Consider the following 23,880-nt stretch of genomic DNA (forward strand, 5'->3'; position numbering starts at 1 on the left):
ATGGAGCAGATTTGATGCCAACTATTAAGGTATTAAGCCTGCTTTTATTTTAAATTTCTTTAGTAACAATAATTTTGCCTGGTTTATGGTGAGTATCTAGCAATGTTTGAGCTTTAATGACCCCCTCAAGTGAGAAGGAAAAAGCTTGCGCCACAGGGACTTCGAGCTGATTGTGAGTAATTAACTCAGTTAAATAAGTTAATGCCTTTTTATTTTGGTGGTATTTTGCATCATTAAAATCAATTATGGTTTGTTCGGCGTGCTGTGATTGAAAGCCACTAGATAGTCCACTTAACGTTGCTAACTGTCCATTTGATTTTAACCATCGGTAAGTGTCTTTACCATCGAAAGGAGTGGGAGTTGCGTTAATTAAAACATCAACCGGAGCATCATCCAAAAAATTTCTTTTTGCTAATTGATTGGTCGGTATAAAAAGATCCACACCCAGTCCTTTTACGAAGCCGGCATTTTTGGAAGCTGCAGTGGCCGCCACAAATAACCCCATCGCTTTCGCAATTTGAATCACAAATGAGCCCACAGCGCCTGAGCCACCCAACACTAGGATGGATGTAACGTTTTCTAGCTGAAGGGCACTTTTTAGCAGATCATAGGCGGTTACACCAGCATTCGGAATTCCGGCAGCTTTGGTAAATGAAATTCCGTCAGGCTTATGGACTAGTTTTAAGTGAGGCACTGATACAATTTCAGCATATGCACCATTAACGGTTCGGCCAATCACTGAATCGCCTATCTGAAACTCTGTGACATCAGGGGCCAGGTCGATGATTGTACCTGCAACATCATTTCCGGGAATTAATGGGAATTCCGTTGGCTTTTTAAAAGAGACTAACCCCTGACGTAATTTACTGTCGAAAGGATTTATGCCGAATGCTGAGGTTTGAACAAGGACGCGGCCTTTCTTTAAGGCAGGTTTTGCAATTGTAAGTTCCTCGAAGACATTAGGATCACCAAATTTTTTAAAACCAAATGCTTGCATAAGAGACCTCCTTTTTAATATGTTTTAGCTAGTATATGAATTCGATATACAGTTATGGTAACCTATTACGGGCCATTTTTTTAATTAAACGGCTTGTGGTGAGTCAGTTTTAAATCTAAAGTAAAAAAATTCAATATCTGTTTTGAATAAGTTTAAATGCAAAAAAAGTGAAAATCAACTATAATGGTGTGATAGTGTGTTTTAAGGAGAGAAGCATGATTGAAAAGTTTAAGCCAACTTGGCAGGTAAAAAGAATTTATAGTCTAACTCCAGAAGAGCTAAAGAGAGCTGGAATTAAGGCGGTTCTTACGGATTTAGACAATACATTAATTGCCTGGGATAATCCAGAAGGAACCGTTGAACTGAAACGGTGGATTGCTGAAATGGAGGCTGCTGAAATTCCAGTTGTCGTTGTCTCTAATAATAGTCACGCTCGCGTTAAACGGGCACTGAGCCACATTGAGCTACCATTCGTTTCACGTTCACTGAAGCCTTTTGGATATGGTATTCGCCGGGCTTTAAAAAAACTAAATCTTAATACCGATCAGGTTGTGATGGTAGGAGATCAACTTATAACTGATATTTTAGCTGCAAACATAACAGGAACAAGAAGCATTCTAGTGAAGCCGTTGCTAGATTCAGATGCTTGGAACACAAAGATAAATCGCTTTTTTGAATTTTTTATAAAAAAAAGACTCGTTCAAAAATACCCAGGCACGGACTGGCAGGAGGAAATTAAATAAATGGATGAAGCTGAAGAAGTTTATTGTATTGGTTGTGGCGCAAAAATCCAAACAACAGAAAAAGACGGAACGGGGTACACACCTCAAGGCGCATTAGATAAAGGGCTGGAAAAGGGTGAAGTTTATTGTCAACGTTGTTTTCGACTACGACATTATAACGAAATTGCACCAGTTTCTTTAACCGATGATGATTTTTTAAGATTACTAAGTCAAATTCGTGATGATGATGCTTTAATCGTGTACGTTGTGGATATGTTTGATTTTAATGGAAGTATGATTCCCGGAATTCATCGTTTTGTGGGTGATAATCCAATTTTATTAGTTGGTAACAAAGATGATGTATTTCCAAAGTCCATGAAACGTTCTAGGATGAAAGAATGGCTTAAACAACAAGCCAATGCTCAAGGAATTCGGCCGATTGACGTCCTTTTAACGAGTGCAAAAAAACCTGATGAAATTGAGACGTTGCTTAATACTATCGAAAAGTATCGGAAGAAACGAAATGCCTACGTTGTTGGGGTTACCAATGTCGGGAAATCTACTCTAATCAACCAAATTATTCGTTTGAATAACGGTACACAAGATTTAATTACAACTTCTCGGTTTCCAGGAACAACGCTTGATAAAATTGAAATTCCGTTTGCAGATGGTAAAATGTTGATCGACACACCCGGAATTGTCCATGAAGATCAAATGGCCCATGTATTGACTGGTAAAGATTTGAAGTACGTTTCACCTCAAAAAACGATCAAGCCTAAAACATTTCAATTAAGCGATCAACAAACGCTATTCTTTGGTGGAATTGCACGTTTTGATTATTTACGAGGCCACGGAGCAGTCAGCACGTATTTCGAAAATAATTTAATGGTTCATCGAACCAAATTGGCCAATGCAGATGAATTTTATGATAATCACGTGGGAACTTATTTAACCCCACCAGACGAAGATGGTCTGGAAAAATTACCTGATCTGCAAAGACATGAGTTACATTTAGAGAATAGAAGCGACGTTGTTATTGAAGGTCTGGGATGGATAACTGTTCCAGAACATTCAACGGTTGCAGTCTGGGCACCTAAAGGAATTTCGGTAGTGATTCGCAAACCCCTAGTTTAAAAGTGAAAGAGGAAATTATGAATTTAAGAGGCAAACAAAAAAGATTTTTACGAAGTAAGGCACAACGTTTTCGATCTAAGTTTTCGGTCGGCAAAAATGGTTTAACAGAAGCTTGGGTATCTCAACTGGATGCTGCGTTGAATAACTACGAGTTAATTAAAATTAATTTGCAGCAAAACACTGACGTGACTACGGAAGAAGTTAAAGCCTATATTGAAGACCATACAAACATTCAGGTCGTTCAAATGATTGGCCATGTTTTGGTTTTATTTAAAGAGTCAGATGATGAAGATAAACGACGAATCTCTGCGCAAGTTAAAGAAATTTAAGTTTAATTGACGGAGCGTGAAAAATTTTGACGGCAACAAAAGTAAATCAGCAAACTGAAATTGAAACTGAAGTGATCAGTGACATTCCGCGTAAACGGATTGGATTGCTTGGAGGCACGTTTAACCCACCACATTTAGGCCATTTGATTATGGCGGAGCAAGTCTGTACCCAACTGGGATTGGATCGGGTAGATTTTATGCCGGATTTTCAACCTCCTCATATTGATCCTAAGCAGGCCATCGATGCGAAACACCGAGTTGCTATGGTTCAACGAGCAGTTATGGGGAATCCTAATTTTGGCGTTGAACTTACAGAAATTAAACGCGGCGGGAAAAGCTATAGCTATGATACGATGGTGGAACTGCATAAACGTCATCCAGAAAATCAGTATTATTTTATAATTGGTGCTGATATGGTTGCCTATTTACCGAAATGGTATCGAATTACAGAGCTCACAAAACTAGTTCAATTTGTGGGTGTCAAACGGCCGGGTGTAAAAGTTCATAGTTCGTATCCAATTTTGTGGGTAGATACGCCGGAGATTGATGTGAGTTCGACACTGATTCGTGATAAGATAGCGAAGCACCATTCGATTCGGTATTTGGTTCCAGATCCTGTTTGTGAGTATATTGAGGAGAATAAACTGTATGGAAAACGATGAAACAATTAAATATGAAGAAAATTTGATTCCGTATACTAGAGAACAATTAGTTGGTAAAGTTCAGGAAAAGTTGGATGATAAACGCTTTCAACATTGTTTACGAGTTGAACAACAAGCAATTGAACTGGCTAAAGAAAATGATTACGATGTGGAAAAAGCGGCAATTGCTGGTCTCTTGCATGATTATGCTAAACAACGTTCCGACCATGATTTTATTAAAGTGATTAATGACAAGCAGATGAATCCAGTGTTGTTAGATTATGGCAACGCAATTTGGCATGGGGTTGTTGGTGCGGAATTTATCAAAGATGAGTTACAGATCTTTGATGAAGAGATTTTGAACGCTGTACGGCGTCATACGGTTGGGGCACCTTATATGACTCAATTGGATCAAATTGTCTATATGGCGGATTATATTGAGCCTGGACGGGATTTCCCTGGTGTTGACGAAGCTCGCCAGATTACACATGAGAATTTAAAGAAGGGTGTTTTCTTTCAAACACAGCAAACGTTAAAGCATTTGGTAGAAACCGCAAAACCGATTTATCCTGGAACTATTACAACATATAATGCATGGCAAAGTGCCATTTAGGAGGAAATTCAGTGACAGAAAGCAAAGAAATTTTAGAAACAACGGTAAAAGCAGCAGATAGCAAACGGGCTGAAAATATTGTGGCTTTAGATATGGAAAATGTCAGTCTTTTGGCAGATTATTTTGTCATCATGAATGCAGATTCAAATCGACAGGTTGATGCAATTGCTGATGAAATTATTGACCAAAACGAAAAAGCCGGCGTAACAATTCGCCATACTGAAGGTCAACGCGCAGCTGAATGGATTTTGATTGACTTAGGCGACGTAATCGTCAATGTTTTTCAAACAGATCAGCGTAAATACTATAATTTGGAAAAGCTTTGGTCTGAAGCTACCTCAGTTGACGTTAAGCCATGGCTTGAAGCATGATTTACCAAACTTTTGCAAAACTATATGACGATTTAATGGATCCAGCTATGTATGATCAATGGCTGGATTTTGTTTCCAAACGGCAAAAAAACAAGCGTGCAAATTGGCTAGACTTGGCGTGTGGTAGCGGCCGTTTAGCTGTAAAATTAATTCAGGAAGGTTATCAAGTATCTGGATTTGATTTATCAGAAGAAATGTTAGCTTTAGCTGATGAGCACGCGCATGAAGCAGAGGTTGAACTCCCGCTAGTACAGGGAAACATGCTGGATTTAAGTGAACTTGACCAATATGATGTTGTTTCTTGTTTTGCAGATTCTCTTTGTTATTTACCTGATGAAACTGCCTTGAAACAATGTTTAGCCGAAGTCTTTAAACATCTTAATTCTAATGGAAAATTTTTGTTTGATGTGATTTCTCCTTACCAAACGGATGAGGTTTACCCAGGATATATGTACAATTATGTAGATGATCAACAGGCTTTTCTGTGGACCACCTATCAAACAGAAAAACCCCATAGTGTCGAACATGATCTGACTTTTTTCGTGAAAAATAGCGATAAAGAGCAATATAGTAAAATTAATGAATTACATCATGAGCGTACTTATGAACTTGAAACTTATGTAGACCTGTTAAAAAAAGTTGGTTTTAGCAAAATTAGCTATTCAAGTGATTTTGGAAAAGCAGAAATTAGCGATGAAAGTACCCGATGGTTTTTTGAGTGTATAAAGTAGGTGGTCAGATGAAGATTTGTAGCGTAATTGCAGAGTTTGATCCGTTTCACAATGGGCATCAATATCTTTTAGATCAAGCAAAAAGACTGACACATGCAGACGTTTTAGTGGTTTTTATGAGCGGAAATTTTTTACAGCGTGGCGAACCAGCAATTGTCGATAAGTGGAAAAGAACCCGAGAGGCCCTTTCAGGAAGAGCTGATTTGGTGATTGAATTGCCAATTAATGTTTCGATGCAGGCCGCGCATCTTTTTGCATTTGGAGCCGTTCAAATGGCAGCGCTCATTGAGAGTGATTATTTGGTATTTGGTAGTGAGCATCCTCAAGTGGATTATCAAATGTTGGCAAAAGAGGCTCAACAATTAAAACCGACGACTAAATCTTTTACGCAAAGTTTTGCCAGTCAGTTATTTACGGCATTACGTGAAAAGACTGGTGTGGATTTAAAAAGTGCCAACGACATTTTAGCCTTTAACTATTTTCGTGCTGCTCAACAGATTGGAACCACAATGCAGTTATTACCGGTTATGCGAAAAGAAGCTGGGCATGACGAACTTTCTTTAGATTTTGAACATATTACTAGTGCCTCCGCTATTCGGCACGCCCGTTTAGAAGATTTATCTAATTATCAAAAGTTTATTCCAGAACAAACTAAAACAGATTTGTCAGGAACTGTGATAGATTGGTCAAAACTATGGCCGTTCTTAAAATATCGTATTCTGACTGAATCTGAAATGACATTGAAAAATATTTATGGAATGTCAGAAGGACTTGAATTTCGTTTTAAGAAAGTGATTCATAATAGTTCTGACATGGCATCATTTTTGTCACAAATGAAGACTAAACGCTATACTTATACACATTTACAAAGACTTTGTTTGGCGATTGTGTTAAATTTAAAGGATTCGCAAATGCTGAACCAGCCGGCCGTTTTAAGGGTGTTGGGGTTTAATGAAAATGGGCAACAACTGCTGCATCGACTGGCTCAATTAGAGTTGCCGTTACTAAGCAAGATTGGTCAAAATCAAATGACTATCAACTATCAAACAACTCTGCGAGCAGACAATATTTATGGTCTAATTAGTCATACAGAGCAAAATATTGGCCGGAAACCAATTATTTTTCCCTGACTGTCAAGGAATTTCCATTGACAAAGATTTTTTGCACAGGTATAATTACATTCGTTGCATTAGGAGGTTTTTAGATGAATTGGTCACTTTCTGATCTTATGAAACACAGAGAACCCCTCCATTTTAATGAGAATCTTGACTTAAAAGAAGATTTGATTAATCGATCATTTGGTATTTCAGATGCGTCGTTAATCAAAGTTGATGGGTATGCAATTAAAGATCGGGATGCAGTATTAGTTTCAGCTAAAGTTACTGGGAAAATTGTGATACCATCTTCGCGTTCGTTAAAACCAGTTGATTTGAATTTGGATTTTTCAATCAGTGAGTACTATGCGGTTGAGGGAACAAATCTGGATCGTTTTGGTCCAGAAGAAACGGTTTTGCCTATTGAAGATGATCAGATTGACTTTTCTAGAGCAGTAGCTGATAATATTATCTTGCAGATTCCGATGCAAGTTTTCGCACCTGAGGAAGAAACAGGCGACGAACCAATGCCAAGCGGCAATGATTGGGAAGTTGTTTCCGAACAGGATGCTGAAAAGGCGCAAACTAATCATGTTGATCCACGTCTTGCTAAACTAAAAGACTTATTTAACTCAGAGAGTTCTGAATCTAAGTAGTTTTAACGTAAGACATAAAAATTAACGGGAAACCGTAATTCTCTTAAAGGAGGTGCTATTGATGGCCGTACCAAAAAGAAAAACATCAAAATCACGCAAACGTAATCGTCGTGGACATATCAAATTACAACTTCCAGGTTTGGCACCATGTCCAAATTGTGGTGAATTACGAGTTTCACATCGTGTTTGCCCAAGCTGTGGATTTTATGATGGCAAGCAAGTTATGGATGTTAAAAGTAAATAATTAGATTATTTATCAAAAGGTAGGAAAAAGCCATGGTTTTTCCTGCTTTTTATTTTGTCAAAAAATTAATTTTGAATTGAATGGCTTTAACTTTGTTAGCGTTTTTGTTACGATTAGTACGAACTAAACATTAGGAGGCAGCAACATGGATAAACCACAAATTGGGGTAGTCGGCATGGCAGTTATGGGTAAGAATTTAGCCCTTAACATTGAAAGCCGCGGCTACACGGTTGCAATATATAATCGAACAGGTTCTAAGACAGAAAAAGTTGTTTCTGATCATCCAGAAAAACATTTGGTTCCAAGCTATACAATTGAAGATTTTGTAAATTCACTTGAAAAACCTCGTCGGATTATGATGATGGTGAAGGCTGGCAAACCAACGGATGCAGTGATTGCAGAATTATTACCACATTTGGACAAGGGTGATGTTTTAATTGATGGTGGAAATACCTTCTTTGAAGACACAATGCGTCGAAATGCCGAATTAGATAATTCTGGGATTAACTTTATCGGTACAGGTGTTTCTGGTGGTGAGTTAGGTGCTTTAGAGGGTCCTTCAATGATGCCTGGTGGTCAAAAAGAGGCTTATGACTTAGTTGCCCCTATCTTTGAAAAGATGGCTGCTAAGGCTGAGGATGGCGCTCCTTGTGTCACATACATCGGACCCAACGGTGCTGGCCATTATGTTAAGATGATTCATAACGGTATTGAATACGGTGATGAAGAGTTAATTGACGAAAGCTACAACTTGTTAAGAAATATGGTTGGGCTATCGGTTGATGAGATTGCTGACATTTTCTCCGAATGGAACAAGGGTGAATTAGACAGTTATCTAATTGATATTACAGCTGATATTTTAACTCGTAAAGATGATTTAGGTTCTGACAAACCAATCGTTGATTTAATTATGGATAAGGGTGGCAATAAGGGAACTGGTAAGTGGAGTTCTCAAAATGCACTTGAACTTGGTGTGCCACAATCACTTATAACTGAGTCGGTTTATGCACGTTATATTTCAGTTTTGAAGGACGAACGGGTAGCAGCTAGCAAAGTGCTTCCTAAGCCTGAAGGTAAAGTTAGCTTTGACAAAGACGAAGTAATTGAGAAAATTCGTCAGGCACTATACTTTAGTAAGATTATGAGTTATGCGCAAGGCTTTGAACAAATGAAAGTTGCTGCTAAACATTATGATTGGGACTTACAATTTGGTGAAATTGCTAAGATTTGGCGTGCTGGTTGTATCATTCGTGCACGTTTCCTACAAAATATTACAGATGCCTTCGACAAGGATCCTGAATTGGATAACTTGCTGTTAGATGATTACTTTAAAGATATTGCTAAGAAGTACCAAGAATCAGTTCGAGACATTGTTGGGCTAGCGGTTAAAGCTGGTGTTCCAATTCCTGGATTTGCTTCTGCAATTTCTTATTATGATTCTTATCGTTCAGCAGTCTTACCTGCAAACTTATTACAAGCCCAAAGAGATTACTTTGGTGCTCATACGTATGAACGAGTTGACCGTGAGGGAACTTATCATTTCCCATGGTATGAAGAACAATAAAGTTAATTAGATTATTAAACCTAAATTTGTTTTTAAAGATTGCAAACATCTTTTTTAGCAAGTTTAGGTTTTTTGTTTTCCTGAATTTCTTATAGGAAAGTGAGTAAATTCTAGGCAAAATCTCATTTTAATGGTAAACTTTGAGTTGTATGTATTAAGCTCGATTAAAATAACTTAAGTATGATCAATTAGGAGTGGGAAAATGAGTCGGATATTAATTATTGAAGATGAGAAAAGTTTATCACGGTTTGTTGAATTGGAACTTCAGCATGAAGGCTATGAAACAGAAGTTCAATTTAACGGCCGTTCAGGTTTAGATGCTGCATTAAATAAAAATTTTGATGCCATTCTGTTAGATTTAATGTTACCAGAATTGAACGGAATTGAAGTTTGTCGCCGAGTAAGAGAAGCAAAGACGACCCCAATCATTATGATGACAGCCAGAGATTCAGTAATGGATCGGGTTTCTGGCTTGGATCATGGGGCAGATGACTACATTGTTAAACCATTTGCCATTGAAGAATTATTGGCGCGCTTACGTGCTTTGTTGCGTCGGATCGACATTGAAAGCGAACAAAAGGCCTTTCAACAAACAACGGTAACTTACCGAGACATTACAATCGAAAAAGAAAATCAAGTTGCTCGTCGTGATGGCAAGATTATTAATTTAACTAAACGTGAGTATCAACTTTTATTGTTATTGATGGAAAATATCAATGTTGTACAATCTCGAGATGCTCTTTTAGATGAAGTTTGGGGCATTGATAATGAAGTTGAGACAAACGTAGTTGATGTTTATGTGCGTTATTTACGGAATAAGATTGATCGTCCTGGTGAACAATCTTATATTCAAACAGTCAGAGGAACAGGGTACGTGATGCGATCGTGAGTGAGAAACAAACTGATTTCCAATCAACTCAAACAGGAATAACTAAAAGGCGAATATCATTAAAATGGAAATGGGCAATCGGAACGGGTGTCGGTGTTCTGTTGATATTTACCTTTTTTTCATTTTTTGTATTTAATAGCATTTCGCAGGTTATGATTAGTCAGGAACGTACGCAAGTGAACACGACGATTGATTCGGTTGATTCCCGTTTGCAGAGGGTGTCTGAAATTGATGGGATTACGGTTGGTAAATACTTACGTCCAGATAGTTCAATTGGCAACACAGATCAGAATGAACGGCCATACAATAATACTTTGTTGACTAATTTGGCGCGTCGAGATGTTGTAGTTTCAGTTTACAATCTTAAGGGCGAGCAAGTATTTGCGACCAGACGGGATTCAAAAAAGTTTCAGTTTCCTGAGAAACGAAATATCGCGCATGAAAAATCTAGGCAATTTAATGGTTTAGTTGGGCGAGCGCCGATTAGAAATAATAAAAACGAGTTAATTGGATATATCCAAGTGGTAGATACCTTAACAAGTGTTAAACGGACCCAACAAAAGATTATTTGGATTGTGATTCTTTTGACTATTGTGGCATTTGCGTTAATTTCAATTTTTGGTTATTTACTTGCCACGTATTTATTGCGACCCATTAATGTGATGAATAACACAATGAAACAGGTGACGGACGATCCCCAAACGGAACTTAGAATTCCTGATTTAGAAAGAAACGACGAGTTATCGGATTTGGCGATTGTTTTTAACGACATGCTGGATCGAATGCAACGCTATATCGACCAGCAACATCAATTCGTTGAAGACGTTTCTCACGAGTTACGGACACCCGTAGCAGTGATTCAAGGACATATGGAAATGCTGAATCGTTGGGGTAAAGATGATCCCAAGATTTTGGATGAATCGTTGCAGGCATCCCTTGACGAAACGAAACGTATGAAGAGCTTGGTGCAAGAAATGCTTGACTTAACTCGAGCAGATCAGTTAGAAATTCATTTTTCAAAAGAAGAGACACCGGTTATGCGGGTTGTTAACCAAGTTTTTAATGATTTTAAGATGATTCATCCTGAATTTACTTTTACTTTGGATAGTGATGTTCATTCAAACCCAATTGTGCAAATTTATCGTAATCATCTTGAACAGGTGCTCATTATCTTGCTTGATAACGCTGTGAAGTATTCAACTAAACGGAAAGAAATTCATATTTCGGCAGCAGAGGACATGCACAACGTTCAGATTGCCATTCAAGACTTCGGTGAGGGTATTTCAGAAGAAGACGTTAAGAAGGTCTTTAATCGCTTCTATCGGGTGGATAAGGCACGTAGTCGAGACAAAGGTGGAAATGGATTAGGTTTGTCAATTGCGCAACGCTTAGTTGAAGGATATCATGGACAGATTTCGCTTGAAAGTTCTGTGGGATATGGTTCAATTTTTAGAATTACGTTACCGATTGATCAACATGAAACAGATAAATATTCCGAAGATGAAGAAACAAATGTAATTGAATAGAGAAAAAAAGGAACTGCAAATTTTTTGCAGTTCCTTTTTTATGTTTACAAAATTAATCTGAATGATGATGTTGCTGTTTGCCAGCATTTCTTTGGCGATTATTGTGGTGAGTTTGAGTTGGAGTAACTGTCGTTTTCGGTGCAACAGGTACTACAGGTACTACAGGTTCAATCACAACCTTTGGTGGATTTTTTTTCATTTCTTCCGCCACTGATGCGCGAATTTTTGGTCGATAGAAATAGATAATTAGTGTTTGGACACAAGCAAAAATTCCACCAACGAAGAAATACAGACCCAAACCAGCAGGGGCTCTAAATGAAACAAAGAATATCATCAAAGGACTCACAATCATCATGGACATCATAGATTTCTTCTGTTCGGCAGGAATTCCTAAGGTTCCAAGCCAGCCTTGCAACAAGTAAATAATGAACGAGAACGCTGTAAGAACTAGATTGGGTTTGCCAAGACTGATTCCCATGAACATACTACCCGAAGCGCCACTTGCCAATGCTGGAGAATATTGAATTGCCGCATAGAGAGCAGCAAAGATTGGAAACTGGATTAGGATTGGTAAACATCCCATACCGCCAGTCATGCTAATACCGTTATCCTTGTATAAACTCATCATTTGTTGACTTGCAGCGGCTTTTTCGTCATTCGTGGTTGCATTTTTTTGACGTTCTTGAATTGCTGCCATCTGAGGTTTAACAAAAGACATCTTTTCTTGTTGAACTGTTGCTTTACGTGATTGGTTAATCATCATAGGCAAAAGTACCATTCGAACGATAAAGGTTACGGCAATGATTGCCCAACCGTAACTACCACCAAGCATTTCCGCTAGCCAACTCATGACGTGTTGAGTAGGAACAGCAAGGTAATCATAAATAGCGCCATATGGCTTACCAGACTTAGTTCGTTGTACGCATCCGGTTAAAAGCAGCGCCAATCCAGCAATAGCTGTTAACGTGCCCAGGTGTTTCATTTTTTTCATTAAAGACATTCCCTTTCAAATTAAACTAACAACGGCTACTATACGTGATTGACGCCGCTTTTTCAATGGTTGATTAGTTTGTAACACGAAAATCAGTAAAGTTTTGCAGGGCCACGTCGTTAATTACCGTTTTTTCAACATGGCCACTTGGGGAAGGAGACAGTTTAACGGCGTTAATAAATTCGTTTAAATTATCTTCTGAACCTTCTGCTTCAACATAGACTGAGCCATCGTTTAAATTTGCAACGGTTCCTTTAATATTAAGTTTGTCAGCAACCATTTTTGTTAAGTAACGGAAACCAACTCCTTGAACACGGCCGAAAACTTGAATTGTAACTGATTTCATATAAATCTCTTCCTTTCAAATGTCATAATATTATTTTATCATTTCTAAGGGAAAAGAAATAATTTGATCGCTTTTTTAGGGTAATTTTAAAGATGGAAACATTGATATTTAGTAATTTGTATGGTTTGATTAAGTTATCGACCTACTAACATTAAATAAGGGGATAACTATGGAAACAATTTTATCAACGCAAAATAATCGTGTTAAAGAATGGGAAAAACTAAAGACAAAAAAAGGGCGTAAAAAGACTGGCATGTACTTAATTGAGGGACGTCATTTAGTGAGTGAAGTTCTTCAAAATGATGCCGATGTAGTTTATGTGGTTGCTACGCAGGATGAATTAGATGAAATAAAGTTTGAGGTGCCAAATGATTTACTCGTAGTGGTTTCAGATAAAATTGCTGATCATTTGAGTGATACAGTGACTACTCAAGGTATTTTTGCAATTGTACGGATTCCAAATAAAGAACGGCAAATTCAAGAACCAGCCTCATATATAGAAGGTGCGTGGTTATTGCTGGATAATATTCAGGATCCTGGTAATATTGGAACAATGGTTCGAACAGCTGATGCAGCAGGATTTGAGGGCGTTGTTTTTGGAAAAGGAACGGCAGATATTTTCAATCCGAAAATTCAACGTGCGATGCAAGGAAGTCAATTTCATATTCGCCTTGTCTTGGGCGATCTAAACGAGTGGGTTAAGAGCTTTAGAAAAGCTAATCTTCCTGTTTTTGGAACTGAACTTAATCCTCAGGCAAAAAGCTATCAAGAAATTGAAGCAACTAATGATTTTGCCTTGATTATGGGGAACGAGGGAAATGGCATGTCCAAAGAGTTGCTTTCTCAGACAACAGCCAACTTATACATTCCAATTAAAGGGCAAGCAGAGTCATTAAACGTTGCGGTAGCGGCCGGAATTTTGATGTTTTCTTTAAAAGATATTTAGATTTGATTACATTTCAAATTAGGGTAGTGTTTTCTTTGCTTTTTAGTCCATTAATGAGTATTATGTTGTTAACTAAATGTAAGTTAATAGCTAGATTTATTAATAATGAAAAGGAAGTATTTAATGAAAACAAATGCATGGAAACAAGATCAAGAGTACTTAAACTTGGTTTCGGATTTATTGAATACAAAAGAAGTTCAAAAATTAGACGAATATACGCAGCATCATAATTACACCCGTTTACAACACTCAATTTCAGTATCGTATCAAAGTTATTTGATTGCCAAAAAAAGACACCTTAACTTTCGTGCGGTTGCCAGAGCAGGTTTGTTACATGACTTGTTTTATTATGATTGGCGCACAACCAAGTTTGATCTAGGTACCCATGCATATATTCATCCGCGAATCGCTTTGCGAAATGCAGAGAAGTTGACACCTTTGTCACCGATGGAAAAGGATATTATTTTAAAGCATATGTGGGGCGCTACAATCGCGTTTCCGAAGTATAAAGAAAGCATGATTGTCTCAGTTGTTGATGATTACGCAGCAACCCAGGAATATTTAGGTCATGTCCAAAAGAAATTACATTTATTTTTAAACAAAATGCAACGTCGCGCTCTATAGGCGGAGTTGGATTTGAATGGAGGAAGAGCAGTGTCAGAAGCATTAGAAACTACAAGTACCGCTGATCATTTTTCACTTTGTCCCAAGTTTAGTCGGACATTCTCTGTCTTGGGTCAAAAATGGAACGGTTTAATTATTGAAGTTTTGTTAAACGAAGATTCACTACGTTTCAAAGACCTTGCTCGTAGCGTGCCAAAGTGCAGTGATCGTGTATTGGTTGAACGTTTAAAGAGTTTGGAAGCTGAGGGAATCGTTGATCGAGTTACCTATAAAGACTCTTCTTTAATTGAATATCAACTTACCGAAAAAGGTGAGGCTTTACGCCCAGTTATGAGCGCAGTTCACCAATTTGCTGATTGTTGGTACGATAGCGAAAATTAAAAAGAAGTGTTGACTATTGGCTGTTTTTAATCTAATATTTAAGTCGGAAAAGCAATGATGAAGAGCAGTAACTAGTGGTTTTTTAAAGGGAGTATCTGGCTTTGACTGAAATCAGATATAAAAAGCAACATTAGTGAATTCACTTCTGAGTTATTTATTGAAAAAATAAGTCGGTAAATCGCCGTTATTGATGCCAAGTGTGTGAACAATTTTTGTTTACAAACCAGGGTGGTAACGCGATAACTCGTCCCTTTTTTGAGGGGCGAGTTTTTTTGTGTCGTTTTTTAAATTTTAGGAGGTTTGATGATGGGATTACATGAACAGTTAGAAGAATTAAAAGCCAAATCTTTAAAAGAAATTTCGCGAACGGATGGATTGAAAGGACTAGAAGATATTCGTGTGAATATCTTGGGTAAAAAAGGACCTTTAACGGGAATATTACGAGGAATGCGTGATATTCCAAAGGAAGAACGTCCGAAAGTTGGGGAACTTTCTAATCATGTGCGCGACAACATTGTGGCAGCACTTGAAGAAAAAAAGGCTGAATTAGAAGCAGCTCAGACTGCTAAAAAATTAGAGAGCGAGACAATTGACGTAACTTTACCTGGAAAACCAGTTACTCAAGGTCAGCCGCATGTGATTCAACAAATCATTGATAATATTGAGGATCTTTTTTTAGGAATGGGATATCAAGTTATTCAAGGCCCCGAAGTGGAAACTGACAAATATAACTTTGAAATGTTGAACCTACCTAAGGACCACCCGGCACGTGATATGCAAGATACATTTTATATTACTGATGAAATTTTGATGCGTAGTCAGACCTCTCCAGTTCAAGCAAGAACAATGGAGAAACATGATTTCAGTAAAGGACCCTTAAAAATGATTTCACCAGGTGTTGTTTATCGTCGTGATACTGATGATGCAACCCATTCACATCAGTTTCATCAAGTTGAAGGTTTGGTCATTGATAAAAATATTACAATGGCTGATTTAAAAGGGACTTTAGAGACACTTGCCAAAGAGCTCTTTGGCGATCGTTTTGAAGTGCGGCTTCGTCCGAGCTATTTCCCATTTACTGAGCCTTCAGTCGAGGCAGATGTTACGTGCTTTAATTGTATGGGAAAAGGTTGTTCAGTATGTAAACACACTGGCTGGATCGAAGTTTTAGGAGCCGGAATGGTACATCCAAACGTGCTAAGAATGGCTGGTGTAGATACAGAAGTTTATGGTGGATTTGCATTTGGTCTTGGACCAGATCGTTTTGCGATGTTACGTTATGGGGTTGATGACATTCGTAACTTCTATCAAAATGATGTCCGCTTCTTGACTCAGTTTTCAAAGAAAGGATAACAACTAACATGAAAGTTTCTTATAAATGGTTAAAAGAGTACTTTGATCTTGATGTTGAGCCCAAAGTCCTCGCTGAAAAAATTGAAAGAACTGCCGTTGAAGTCGATCAGGTTACACGAGCTGAAGATGGTCTTAAAAAAATTATTGTGGGTTACACCTTGGATGTAAAGCCTCATCCAGATTCTGATCACTTGAATATTTGCCAAGTTGATGTGGGTGAAGATGAACCGATTCAGATTGTTTGTGGTGCCCCCAATGTAGCCAAGGGACAATATGTCATTGTGGCATTACATGGTGCTCGGATTAAAGACAACGTTAAAATTAAACGTAGCAAAATGCGTGGTGAACAATCAAACGGGATGATCTGTGCTTTACAAGAAATTGGGTTTGACGAAAAAGTCGTGCCTAAGGCTTATGTTAATGGTATTTATGTATTTCCAGAAGACAGTGGGGTAAAACCTGGTGAACCAGTTTATAGTTATCTTGGTATGGATGACGATGTGATTGATACATCTGTCACCCCCAACCGTGGGGATCTGTTTAGTATGGATGGGAATGCCTATGAAATTGGTGCGATTTATAATAAAAAACTCACTTTAAATCATCGTCAGCTAGAAACTGTGGATGAAACGGATACTATTGATGATTTATTGAAAATTAAAATTGATGCACCAGATGATGTTTTAGCGTATCAAATGGGAATTGTTAAAAATATCACAATTGCACCGAGTCCGTTTTGGTTGCAGGTTCGTTTGATGACCGCTGGTGTTCGGCCAATTAACAATGTAGTTGATATTACGAATTACATTATGTTGAAATATGGGCAACCATTACACGCTTTTGACTATGATAAATTAACGACCAAAGAAATTCATGTTGGCTACTCACCAGACCAAACCAAATTTGTCACCCTTGATGGCGAAGAAAGAAAGCTCAGAGCGGCCGATCTCATGATTAAAGATGGCGAAAAAAATATTGCCATGGCTGGCGTGATGGGTGGTTTAGATACTGAAATTGATGATAATACTAAAACTGTAGTGATCGAATCAGCAATTTTTGATTCGATTAAAGTTAGAAAAACGGCGCGTTATCACGTGTTACATAGTGAAGCTTCCATGCGCTTTGAACGGGGAATTAATCCTGCTACTGTGACGGATGCTCTTCATGAGGCGCTAGAATTAAGCGCTGAATTTGGAAACGGTAAAGCTGTTAAACAACAAATATCAGCTGTTGATCCTAAGCCACAAGATGTTGAAGTAACCCTTGATTTAACAAGAGTTAATCATGTTTTGGGCACGCAATTATCCGTGGACGACGTTACTGAAATCTTGAAGCGTCTTCAATTTACCGTCCAAGTTACAGATGAAACCTTTGTGGTTACGGTTCCTGCCAGACGCTGGGATATTCATATTCCTGCTGATATTCTTGAAGAAATTGCGAGAATTTACGGTTACGATAATTTACCATCGACGTTGCCAACTGGTTCAACTACAATTGGGCGCTTGACAACAAGTCAACAGGTTATTCGTGGTGTGCGGTCTGTTTTACAAGGCAGTGGCCTTAACCAAGCCATGAGTTATGGATTAACTACTGCTGAAAAAGCAAAACAGTTTATGATGCAAGAAAGCGAAGAAACAAAACTTGATTTTCCAATGAGTCTCGATCATGCCGTTTTGCGGATGAACTTAATTAGTGGTTTATTAGATGATGTGGCTTACAATGTGGCTCGTAAAGAGGCCAATGTCGCTTTATACGAACAAGGCCGAGTATTTTATCGAACGGCTGATGTTGATCGACCAACTGAGGTTGAACATTTGGCAGGGGCCATTACGGGCTCTCTTGAGACTAAAAACTGGTATGGCAAAGAAGCTCCGGTTGATTTCTATCAGTTAAAAGGGATTGTGACCTTACTTTTGCATGACTTGAATTTCGAGAAATCTGTAAGTTATGTGGCAAGTAAAGAACATCCAGAAATGCATCCAGGTCGGACCGCAGATATTTATTTAGGCGATCAAGTGATCGGGTTTATTGGTCGAGTTCATCCCCAAATTGCTAAACAATTTAAGATTCCTGAAACTTATGTTTTTGAATTGAATTTACAAATGTTATTGGATGCACCAAAGAAAATTCAACATTATGACCCAATTTCTAAATATCCGGCCATTACCCGTGACGTTGCTCTTTTGATTAACCAAAAGATTTCCAATACTGAAATTGTTGCGGCCTTACAATCGGCTTCAAATCGTCATTTAGAAAAGATTCAACTATTTGATGTGTATGCTGGAAAACACATTCCTTTGGGTAAGAAATCTGTTGCTTATACGCTAACGTATCGTGATAAACATAATACGCTAACTGAAGATGAAGTGAATAAAGAATTTGAACAAGCAATTGAAGCTCTAAAAACAAGCTTTGAAGTTGAAATTCGCTAGAAATTTGTAAGAACTTTTAAATCATGTGAGCCCAACGATGCATGATGAGCGAGTTTTTAGTATAATAACAGATAATGATTTTAGAACGGAGGAATGAATCTTGAATAATCAAGACGGGAATGCTGAAAAACGTACACAAGCGCAAGGGCATTCCATCATCAGGTGGGTCGTAACGGTTTTGGCAGTGGTAATTGTGGCAACTGGTTTTGTTGTTTTTCATTATTTTTCAGATGCTTTAGAACCTTTGAATCCAGATAGTAAGCAACAAATTCAAATTAATGTACCAGAAGGTTCTTCAACACGTCAAATTGGCTCTATTTTACAGGAGAAGAAAGTTGTTAAAAGCGGTGCGGTGTTTAATTATTACGTAAAATCGCATAACTTAACAAACTTCAAAGCCGGCTATTATGTTATGAAGCCTTCAATGAGTCTTCACAAAATCGCTACAAAGCTTCAAAAAGGTGGGAGCGCCACACCTGTTCTTTTAGGCAAATATGTGCTGATTAAAGAAGGTGAGACAATTGATGAAGTTGGGCAATCAATAAGTAAATCGTCTGACTTTACCCAGGCTCAATTTATTGCGTTGATGAAGGACAAGGCGTTTATAAATACCCTCTATAAAAAATATCCAGAGCTGTTAGGTTCTGCCATGAAGGCCTCCGATGTGCGTTATCGCCTTGAAGGGTATCTTTATCCAGCAACTTATTCACTCGGGAAAAAGACAAGCTTAAAAACAGTTGTTGAACAGATGGTTGCCAAAGAAAATACGATATTAAAACCTTATTATTCTAAGATTAAAGAAGAAAAAATGACCGTACAAGAAATTCTTTCTTTAGCTGCTTTAGTTGAACGGGAAGGAAACACAACAAGTGATCGGGAAAAAATTGCTGGTGTTTTCCTGAACCGAATTGATGTTAAAATGCCATTGCAGTCTGATGTTTCCGTTTATTATGCCGTTAACAAAGCCTTTGGATCTGATTTGACTAAAACAGATCTTAAGAGTAAATCTCCTTACAACTTGAGAATCAAAAATGGGTATGGACCAGGTCCGGTTAATAATCCAAGTGAGGACTCTGTTTTAGCGGTGTTGCATCCTAAAGCACGAAATAAAGAGTATCTCTATTTTGTTGCCAATTTGAAAACAGGGAAGATTTATTTTTCAGCAACGTACGATGAACATTTGGAAAATGCGGCAAGTCAAGACCCAAGTAATAAATAATAAATGAGGTTAGTTTTATGAAAACACAGGAAAAACGTCCTATTCTAATTGGGGTGACTGGTGGTTCGGGAAGTGGCAAAACAACCGTTAGCCGTAAGATATATAACAACCTTTCAGGACATTCCATCATGACAATTCAGCAAGATTCTTATTATAAAGATCAGGCTGATATGACCATGGACGAACGAGCTGCGGTTAATTATGATCATCCGTTAGCTTTTGACACGGATTTGCTGATTGATCAGCTAAAAATGTTGTTGAATTATGAAGCTATCGAAAAACCAGTTTATGATTACACAAAACTAACTCGAAGTAATGAAACAGTTCATCAAGAACCACGAGATGTGATTATTTTAGAAGGAATTCTAATTTTAGACGATAAACGGTTGCGAGATTTAATGGATATTAAAGTCTATGTTGATACAGACGATGATATTCGCATCATTCGGCGGATTGAGCGTGACATTAATGAACGCGCACGGACACTTGACTGGGTCATTTCACAGTATTTAGCAACGGTGAAGCCTATGTTTCATCAATTTGTTGAGCCAACTAAACGTTACGCGGATATAATTGTTCCAGAAGGTGGGGCGAATACCGTGGCTATTGATTTATTAACCACAAAAATTAAGGATATTCTTTCTCAAGAAGGTCGCGATAATATTTTTCGTGAGTAATAGTATTTACAAGCGGATTACTTCATGGTACTCTTGAAATCGTTATATTTTCATCATAGATTAGAGGTGTCTATAAATTGGCAAATGAAAAAACATTCCCGATGACAGAAGCGGGTCGAAAAAAATTACAAGATGAATTAGAAGAGCTAAAAACAAAAACACGTCCAGAAGTAATTGAACGCATCAAGATTGCAAGAAGTTTTGGTGATTTATCTGAAAATTCAGAGTATGAATCTGCAAAAAATGAGCAAAGTATGGTTGAAAGTCGAATCAGCACCGTTGAGCATATGTTGCAAAACGCTGAAATTATTGACAATAATGCTGTTGCTAATGACGTTGTTTCTTTAGGAAAGATTGTTGAGTTCAAGGAACTTCCTGATGAAGAACCTGAGTCCTACACGATTGTTGGAGCTGCTGAAGCTGACCCAATGTCAGGTAAGATCTCAAATGATTCACCGATTGCAAAAGCTTTGTTAGATCATAAAGTTGGCGATGAGGTTGTAATTTCCACTCCTGGTGGGGATATGCACGTTCAAATTTTGAAGGTTAGTGTATCAGCTTAATGATTAAAAAAATAGCTTCAAACTAGAATTCCTAGTTTGAAGCTATTTTTGTTTATTCCCGTTTTTTCCTTGCCCACCAGAAGTAGCCGACGACAAGGATTAAAGCAATGATACTGATGGTTAAGCCAATAAATAAATATGGTGGCCAGTAAGTGAGGACGACATGGTGGGTTCCAGCAGTTAGTTGGACTCCACAAAAGGTGCTAGCAATTTTACTTACCTTAACAGATTTGCCATCAACCTTAGCGTGCCAGCCCTTACCGTAAGGGATGGTGGTCATTAAAAAGCTATTCTTTTTAGAAACCGTGATATTTCCAGCAATTCGATGACTGTTGTGACTAGTTACTTTTAAAGAAGCTTGTTTGAGTTTTTGTTGGAGTGTCGTGAATTTAGTTTGATTCAAACGATATAAAGTAAAGTTTTCCAACCACAAACTCATTTTCTTGAGCTGAATCTTAAGCGTAACGGTTTTTCCTTTACTATGATTGGCAAAGTTAACAACGACTGTGTTACGGTATGGCGAGTATTGTGTAAGTGATTTGCCATCAACAGTAAAGGTTGCGTTGTCAGGGTTCAGATCTTGGCCAAAGGTTAAGTAATAGGGATCATTGGTGGTTGGCGTAAATTTGAAGGTCACTACACCGGGCTTAGACAGATTGTTCTTTTTAAGTACACTTCCCGTTAGTTTTGTAGTTTGATTGATATTTTGGAAAACAACTTCATTGAAATTTTGAGAAGTGAACAGTTTAGAATTTGTCTGGCCTGCCAGGCTGCCATACAATTTTTCTTGATATTGCATAGGATCTAATTTACTACCGTTGAAATTTTTAACTGAACCAGAAGCCCCAAAGCCAATTGAAAGCGCATATGGGTTCTTGTACGTCTGTGTTAAACTATCCTGACCAATTAGATTGTAACTACTTAAATCCGGCTTATACGTTAATGCAGGCAGTGTAGGTGTGGCGGTTGATGTTGCAGACGTGCCTAATTGATTTGAATCAATATTTTTTGACCAGTATTTCATACCCAACAAACTATCAGTAATGAGGGTCCCGTTAGAGTAAGTTACAAAACCATCGCCATCAGGTTGCCCAATTTTTTGCATAAAATTAGGAATCTGCGTTTCAAAAGTGGAACTGAAATGTGATCCACCATTGAAAGCAGCCTGCATAGCATCATCTTTTGTGCGCATGTAAGTCTTACCAATTCGATAGAAGCCTTGATCTTGTTTTTGAATTTTGCCAATTGTTTTGTCTAACTCGGTCGTATAGTTTCCGAATTCCGATTGCGAGACAAAAGAAATATTGTTTAAAGATAAGCAGGCGTTGAAAAAGACATCTAAAACAATAATTATCGTAATCAGCCAACTAAAAGCAGGCTTTTGACGAAGCAGGACGTATGAAAGCAACCCTAAAGCCGCGAATAAGCACCCAATAATTAGTTGATTTTGGTCAACGTAATTTTTGAATTTAGAGAGATTCAACCATAAATAGATCAACCCGATGATTAGAATGAATCCAGTAGTTAGAAGCGCACGGGGGTTAAACGTTGGTTTTGAGAATAAATAGCGCGCCGTTAAAAAGATCATCCAGAAACTGACTATGAAACTAAAGCGGTATGGATACCACCATGGAAATTGCATAGCGTGCCAGAAAAGATTTAATGGTTCAAAGCAAAGTGAAAGAAGCAGAAATAATGAAATAATTGCAGCAGTAATTCGCTCTCGTCGTTTTATGTTTGCACTCGTAAAATACAAAATAAAACCAATTATGCAAAATGCGCCAATAAAGATATTGGGAAGTCCACTAGGCATTTGTTGGAAGTTAAAAGTCCCGGGTAAAAGTTTGCTGATCATTTTAAATGGAAAATAATCAAATTTAAATTTAACACTTGTTTCTGTATATTGGACCTTACTTTGTGTCAAAATGTAAAAAGTAGGCATTAGGATCCAAGAAGCAAAGCCCCCAGATAACAAGGCGCCACCAGCAAAACGTTTGCTGGCTGTGAGACTATCATGAAATGAGGTATAATAACGGGCGCTGGCAAAGATGAAATACAGGATACTAAAAATACATATCATGTACGCCATGTAGTAGTTAATAATAAGCATTAGACTCAGCCATAAAACAAACCAACGAATTTTACCCGCTGTAAAGATTCGGTCAATGCCGAGAATGATTAATGGTAAAAGAATGGGCGCATCTAACCAAATTAAATTTAACTGGTTGGCAATCGAAAATCCCATCAAAGCATATGCGGTTGCCAATCCCGGAACAAGCCAAGTTGCTCGGGGATAAAGCTTTTGTAAAAGAATTGCAAAAGTTAGTCCAGCAAAAGCATATTTAAGAACGGTAATGATAAAAATCCCAGTTGTAATTGATTTGCCTGGGAAAAAGAGCAAAATAAGATTGAATGGACTCATTAAATAATAGGCCCAGGTGCCGGTCATGTCGCCGCCAATTGCCTTTGAAAAAGAATAGAAGAAGGCCGTTGGATCGTGTAAGATTGTATGGCGAAAATAGGCAAAAAGATCAACGTATTGTTGACCTAAATCAACAGTTAATAAACTACTTGATCCAAAAGGAGCCATTTTCCGATAAATGAAGTAACTTGACATCAAAATTAAAGGAATTAAAAAGCTAACTATAAGTTGCTGTTTCCGTGAGCCAATAAGGTGTTTGGTGTTGTTTAAACTAGTTCTTTGCATCATGTTCCTCTTTTCCCAAATTGCTTTCTTTAGCATACCACATTGACTAAGATAATCTAAAAATGTGAACAAGTTATAGAAGGAGTTTGAATTTTTTGTTAGAATAGTCTCAGCAGCGTGAAGGAGCTTG

The 23,880-nt window shown here is 37.9% G+C and carries 25 protein-coding genes and 1 other annotated feature; of the genes, 21 read left to right on the forward strand and 4 right to left on the reverse strand.

The window, feature by feature from the left end:
• Positions 1-49 precede the first annotated feature (49 nt).
• On the reverse strand, positions 50-997 hold the full coding sequence (locus PI20285_RS03425; RefSeq protein WP_057772484.1) for an NADP-dependent oxidoreductase: 948 nt from the start codon (positions 995-997) through the stop codon (positions 50-52).
• 215 nt (positions 998-1,212) lie between these two features.
• Between PI20285_RS03425 and PI20285_RS03430 the strand changes: the two genes are divergently transcribed.
• The 13 genes from PI20285_RS03430 to PI20285_RS03490 all read left to right on the forward strand — a co-directional run bounded on the left by PI20285_RS03430 (position 1,213) and on the right by PI20285_RS03490 (position 11,511).
• On the forward strand, positions 1,213-1,740 hold the full coding sequence (locus PI20285_RS03430) for a YqeG family HAD IIIA-type phosphatase (protein WP_057772485.1): 528 nt from the start codon (positions 1,213-1,215) through the stop codon (positions 1,738-1,740).
• Positions 1,741-2,853 carry a ribosome biogenesis GTPase YqeH gene (gene yqeH / locus PI20285_RS03435; protein ID WP_057772487.1) on the forward strand — a complete coding sequence of 371 codons (1,113 nt, stop codon included), beginning with the start codon at positions 1,741-1,743 and terminating at the stop codon, positions 2,851-2,853. It begins immediately after the preceding gene.
• Between the two features lie 17 nt (positions 2,854-2,870).
• Entirely contained in the window at positions 2,871-3,182 is a 312-nt protein-coding gene (locus PI20285_RS03440) for a YhbY family RNA-binding protein (RefSeq protein WP_057772488.1), read from the forward strand.
• Between the two features lie 26 nt (positions 3,183-3,208).
• Positions 3,209-3,844 carry a nicotinate-nucleotide adenylyltransferase gene (locus tag PI20285_RS03445; RefSeq protein ID WP_057772490.1) on the forward strand — a complete coding sequence of 212 codons (636 nt, stop codon included), beginning with the start codon at positions 3,209-3,211 and terminating at the stop codon, positions 3,842-3,844.
• Positions 3,831-4,436 (forward strand): bis(5'-nucleosyl)-tetraphosphatase (symmetrical) YqeK, encoded by a 606-nt coding sequence (gene yqeK, locus PI20285_RS03450; protein WP_057772492.1) that lies wholly within the window; start codon positions 3,831-3,833, stop codon positions 4,434-4,436. Before PI20285_RS03445 ends, yqeK begins: the two co-directional genes overlap by 14 nt.
• Positions 4,437-4,447: 11 nt before the next feature.
• A complete protein-coding gene (rsfS, locus tag PI20285_RS03455) occupies positions 4,448-4,807 on the forward strand; it encodes a ribosome silencing factor (RefSeq protein WP_057772494.1) in 360 nt (119 codons plus the stop codon).
• Positions 4,804-5,538, forward strand: coding sequence for a class I SAM-dependent DNA methyltransferase (locus tag PI20285_RS03460; RefSeq protein ID WP_057772496.1), 735 nt, complete (start codon positions 4,804-4,806; stop codon positions 5,536-5,538). The genes rsfS and PI20285_RS03460 overlap by 4 nt, the downstream gene beginning before the upstream one ends.
• Positions 5,539-5,546: 8 nt before the next feature.
• Entirely contained in the window at positions 5,547-6,668 is a 1,122-nt protein-coding gene (locus PI20285_RS03465; RefSeq protein ID WP_057772498.1) for a nucleotidyltransferase, read from the forward strand.
• A 74-nt stretch (positions 6,669-6,742) separates the two neighbouring features.
• On the forward strand, positions 6,743-7,288 hold the full coding sequence (locus tag PI20285_RS03470; RefSeq protein WP_057772500.1) for a YceD family protein: 546 nt from the start codon (positions 6,743-6,745) through the stop codon (positions 7,286-7,288).
• A 61-nt stretch (positions 7,289-7,349) separates the two neighbouring features.
• Complete coding sequence (gene rpmF / locus PI20285_RS03475; RefSeq protein ID WP_057772501.1) at positions 7,350-7,532, forward strand: 50S ribosomal protein L32; 183 nt, start codon at positions 7,350-7,352, stop codon at positions 7,530-7,532.
• A 145-nt stretch (positions 7,533-7,677) separates the two neighbouring features.
• On the forward strand, positions 7,678-9,096 hold the full coding sequence (gene gndA / locus PI20285_RS03480) for an NADP-dependent phosphogluconate dehydrogenase (protein WP_057772502.1): 1,419 nt from the start codon (positions 7,678-7,680) through the stop codon (positions 9,094-9,096).
• 202 nt (positions 9,097-9,298) lie between these two features.
• A complete protein-coding gene (locus PI20285_RS03485) occupies positions 9,299-9,985 on the forward strand; it encodes a response regulator transcription factor (RefSeq protein ID WP_046871247.1) in 687 nt (228 codons plus the stop codon).
• A gap of 152 nt (positions 9,986-10,137) precedes the next feature.
• Entirely contained in the window at positions 10,138-11,511 is a 1,374-nt protein-coding gene (locus PI20285_RS03490) for a HAMP domain-containing sensor histidine kinase (RefSeq protein ID WP_245080626.1), read from the forward strand.
• A 52-nt stretch (positions 11,512-11,563) separates the two neighbouring features.
• Here PI20285_RS03490 and yidC read toward each other — a convergent pair whose 3' ends face one another.
• Positions 11,564-12,502 (reverse strand): membrane protein insertase YidC, encoded by a 939-nt coding sequence (gene yidC, locus PI20285_RS03495; RefSeq protein WP_057772504.1) that lies wholly within the window; start codon positions 12,500-12,502, stop codon positions 11,564-11,566.
• A gap of 73 nt (positions 12,503-12,575) precedes the next feature.
• Complete coding sequence (locus PI20285_RS03500) at positions 12,576-12,848, reverse strand: acylphosphatase (RefSeq protein ID WP_057772506.1); 273 nt, start codon at positions 12,846-12,848, stop codon at positions 12,576-12,578.
• Positions 12,849-13,017: 169 nt separating this feature from the next.
• Between PI20285_RS03500 and PI20285_RS03505 the strand changes: the two genes are divergently transcribed.
• The 8 genes from PI20285_RS03505 (at position 13,018) to greA (ending at position 21,043) form a co-directional block, all read left to right on the forward strand.
• On the forward strand, positions 13,018-13,794 hold the full coding sequence (locus tag PI20285_RS03505) for a TrmH family RNA methyltransferase (RefSeq protein WP_057772507.1): 777 nt from the start codon (positions 13,018-13,020) through the stop codon (positions 13,792-13,794).
• Positions 13,795-13,917: 123 nt separating this feature from the next.
• Positions 13,918-14,418: an HD domain-containing protein gene (locus PI20285_RS03510; RefSeq protein ID WP_057772509.1), complete on the forward strand. Its 501-nt coding sequence runs from the start codon at positions 13,918-13,920 to the stop codon at positions 14,416-14,418.
• Between the two features lie 30 nt (positions 14,419-14,448).
• Positions 14,449-14,799 carry a winged helix-turn-helix transcriptional regulator gene (locus PI20285_RS03515; RefSeq protein ID WP_057772511.1) on the forward strand — a complete coding sequence of 117 codons (351 nt, stop codon included), beginning with the start codon at positions 14,449-14,451 and terminating at the stop codon, positions 14,797-14,799.
• A 45-nt stretch (positions 14,800-14,844) separates the two neighbouring features.
• Positions 14,845-15,054 (forward strand) — a binding site (T-box leader).
• 51 nt (positions 15,055-15,105) lie between these two features.
• Positions 15,106-16,152, forward strand: coding sequence for a phenylalanine--tRNA ligase subunit alpha (gene pheS / locus PI20285_RS03520; RefSeq protein ID WP_057772513.1), 1,047 nt, complete (start codon positions 15,106-15,108; stop codon positions 16,150-16,152).
• Between the two features lie 8 nt (positions 16,153-16,160).
• Positions 16,161-18,584 (forward strand): phenylalanine--tRNA ligase subunit beta, encoded by a 2,424-nt coding sequence (gene pheT, locus PI20285_RS03525; RefSeq protein ID WP_057772515.1) that lies wholly within the window; start codon positions 16,161-16,163, stop codon positions 18,582-18,584.
• Positions 18,585-18,681: 97 nt separating this feature from the next.
• Entirely contained in the window at positions 18,682-19,803 is a 1,122-nt protein-coding gene (mltG, locus tag PI20285_RS03530) for an endolytic transglycosylase MltG (RefSeq protein WP_057772517.1), read from the forward strand.
• Positions 19,804-19,820: 17 nt separating this feature from the next.
• The gene (gene udk / locus PI20285_RS03535; protein WP_057772519.1) at positions 19,821-20,480 is read left to right on the forward strand and encodes a uridine kinase; all 660 of its coding nucleotides are present in this window, start codon (positions 19,821-19,823) and stop codon (positions 20,478-20,480) included.
• A gap of 77 nt (positions 20,481-20,557) precedes the next feature.
• Positions 20,558-21,043, forward strand: coding sequence for a transcription elongation factor GreA (greA, locus tag PI20285_RS03540; RefSeq protein ID WP_057772521.1), 486 nt, complete (start codon positions 20,558-20,560; stop codon positions 21,041-21,043).
• 52 nt (positions 21,044-21,095) lie between these two features.
• On the opposite strand, the gene PI20285_RS03545 is transcribed toward greA, so the two are convergent.
• Entirely contained in the window at positions 21,096-23,753 is a 2,658-nt protein-coding gene (locus PI20285_RS03545; protein WP_269084001.1) for a YfhO family protein, read from the reverse strand.
• Positions 23,754-23,880 lie beyond the last annotated feature (127 nt).

The organism is Pediococcus inopinatus, assembly GCF_002982135.1.
Taxonomy (GTDB): Bacteria; Bacillota; Bacilli; order Lactobacillales; family Lactobacillaceae; genus Pediococcus; species Pediococcus inopinatus.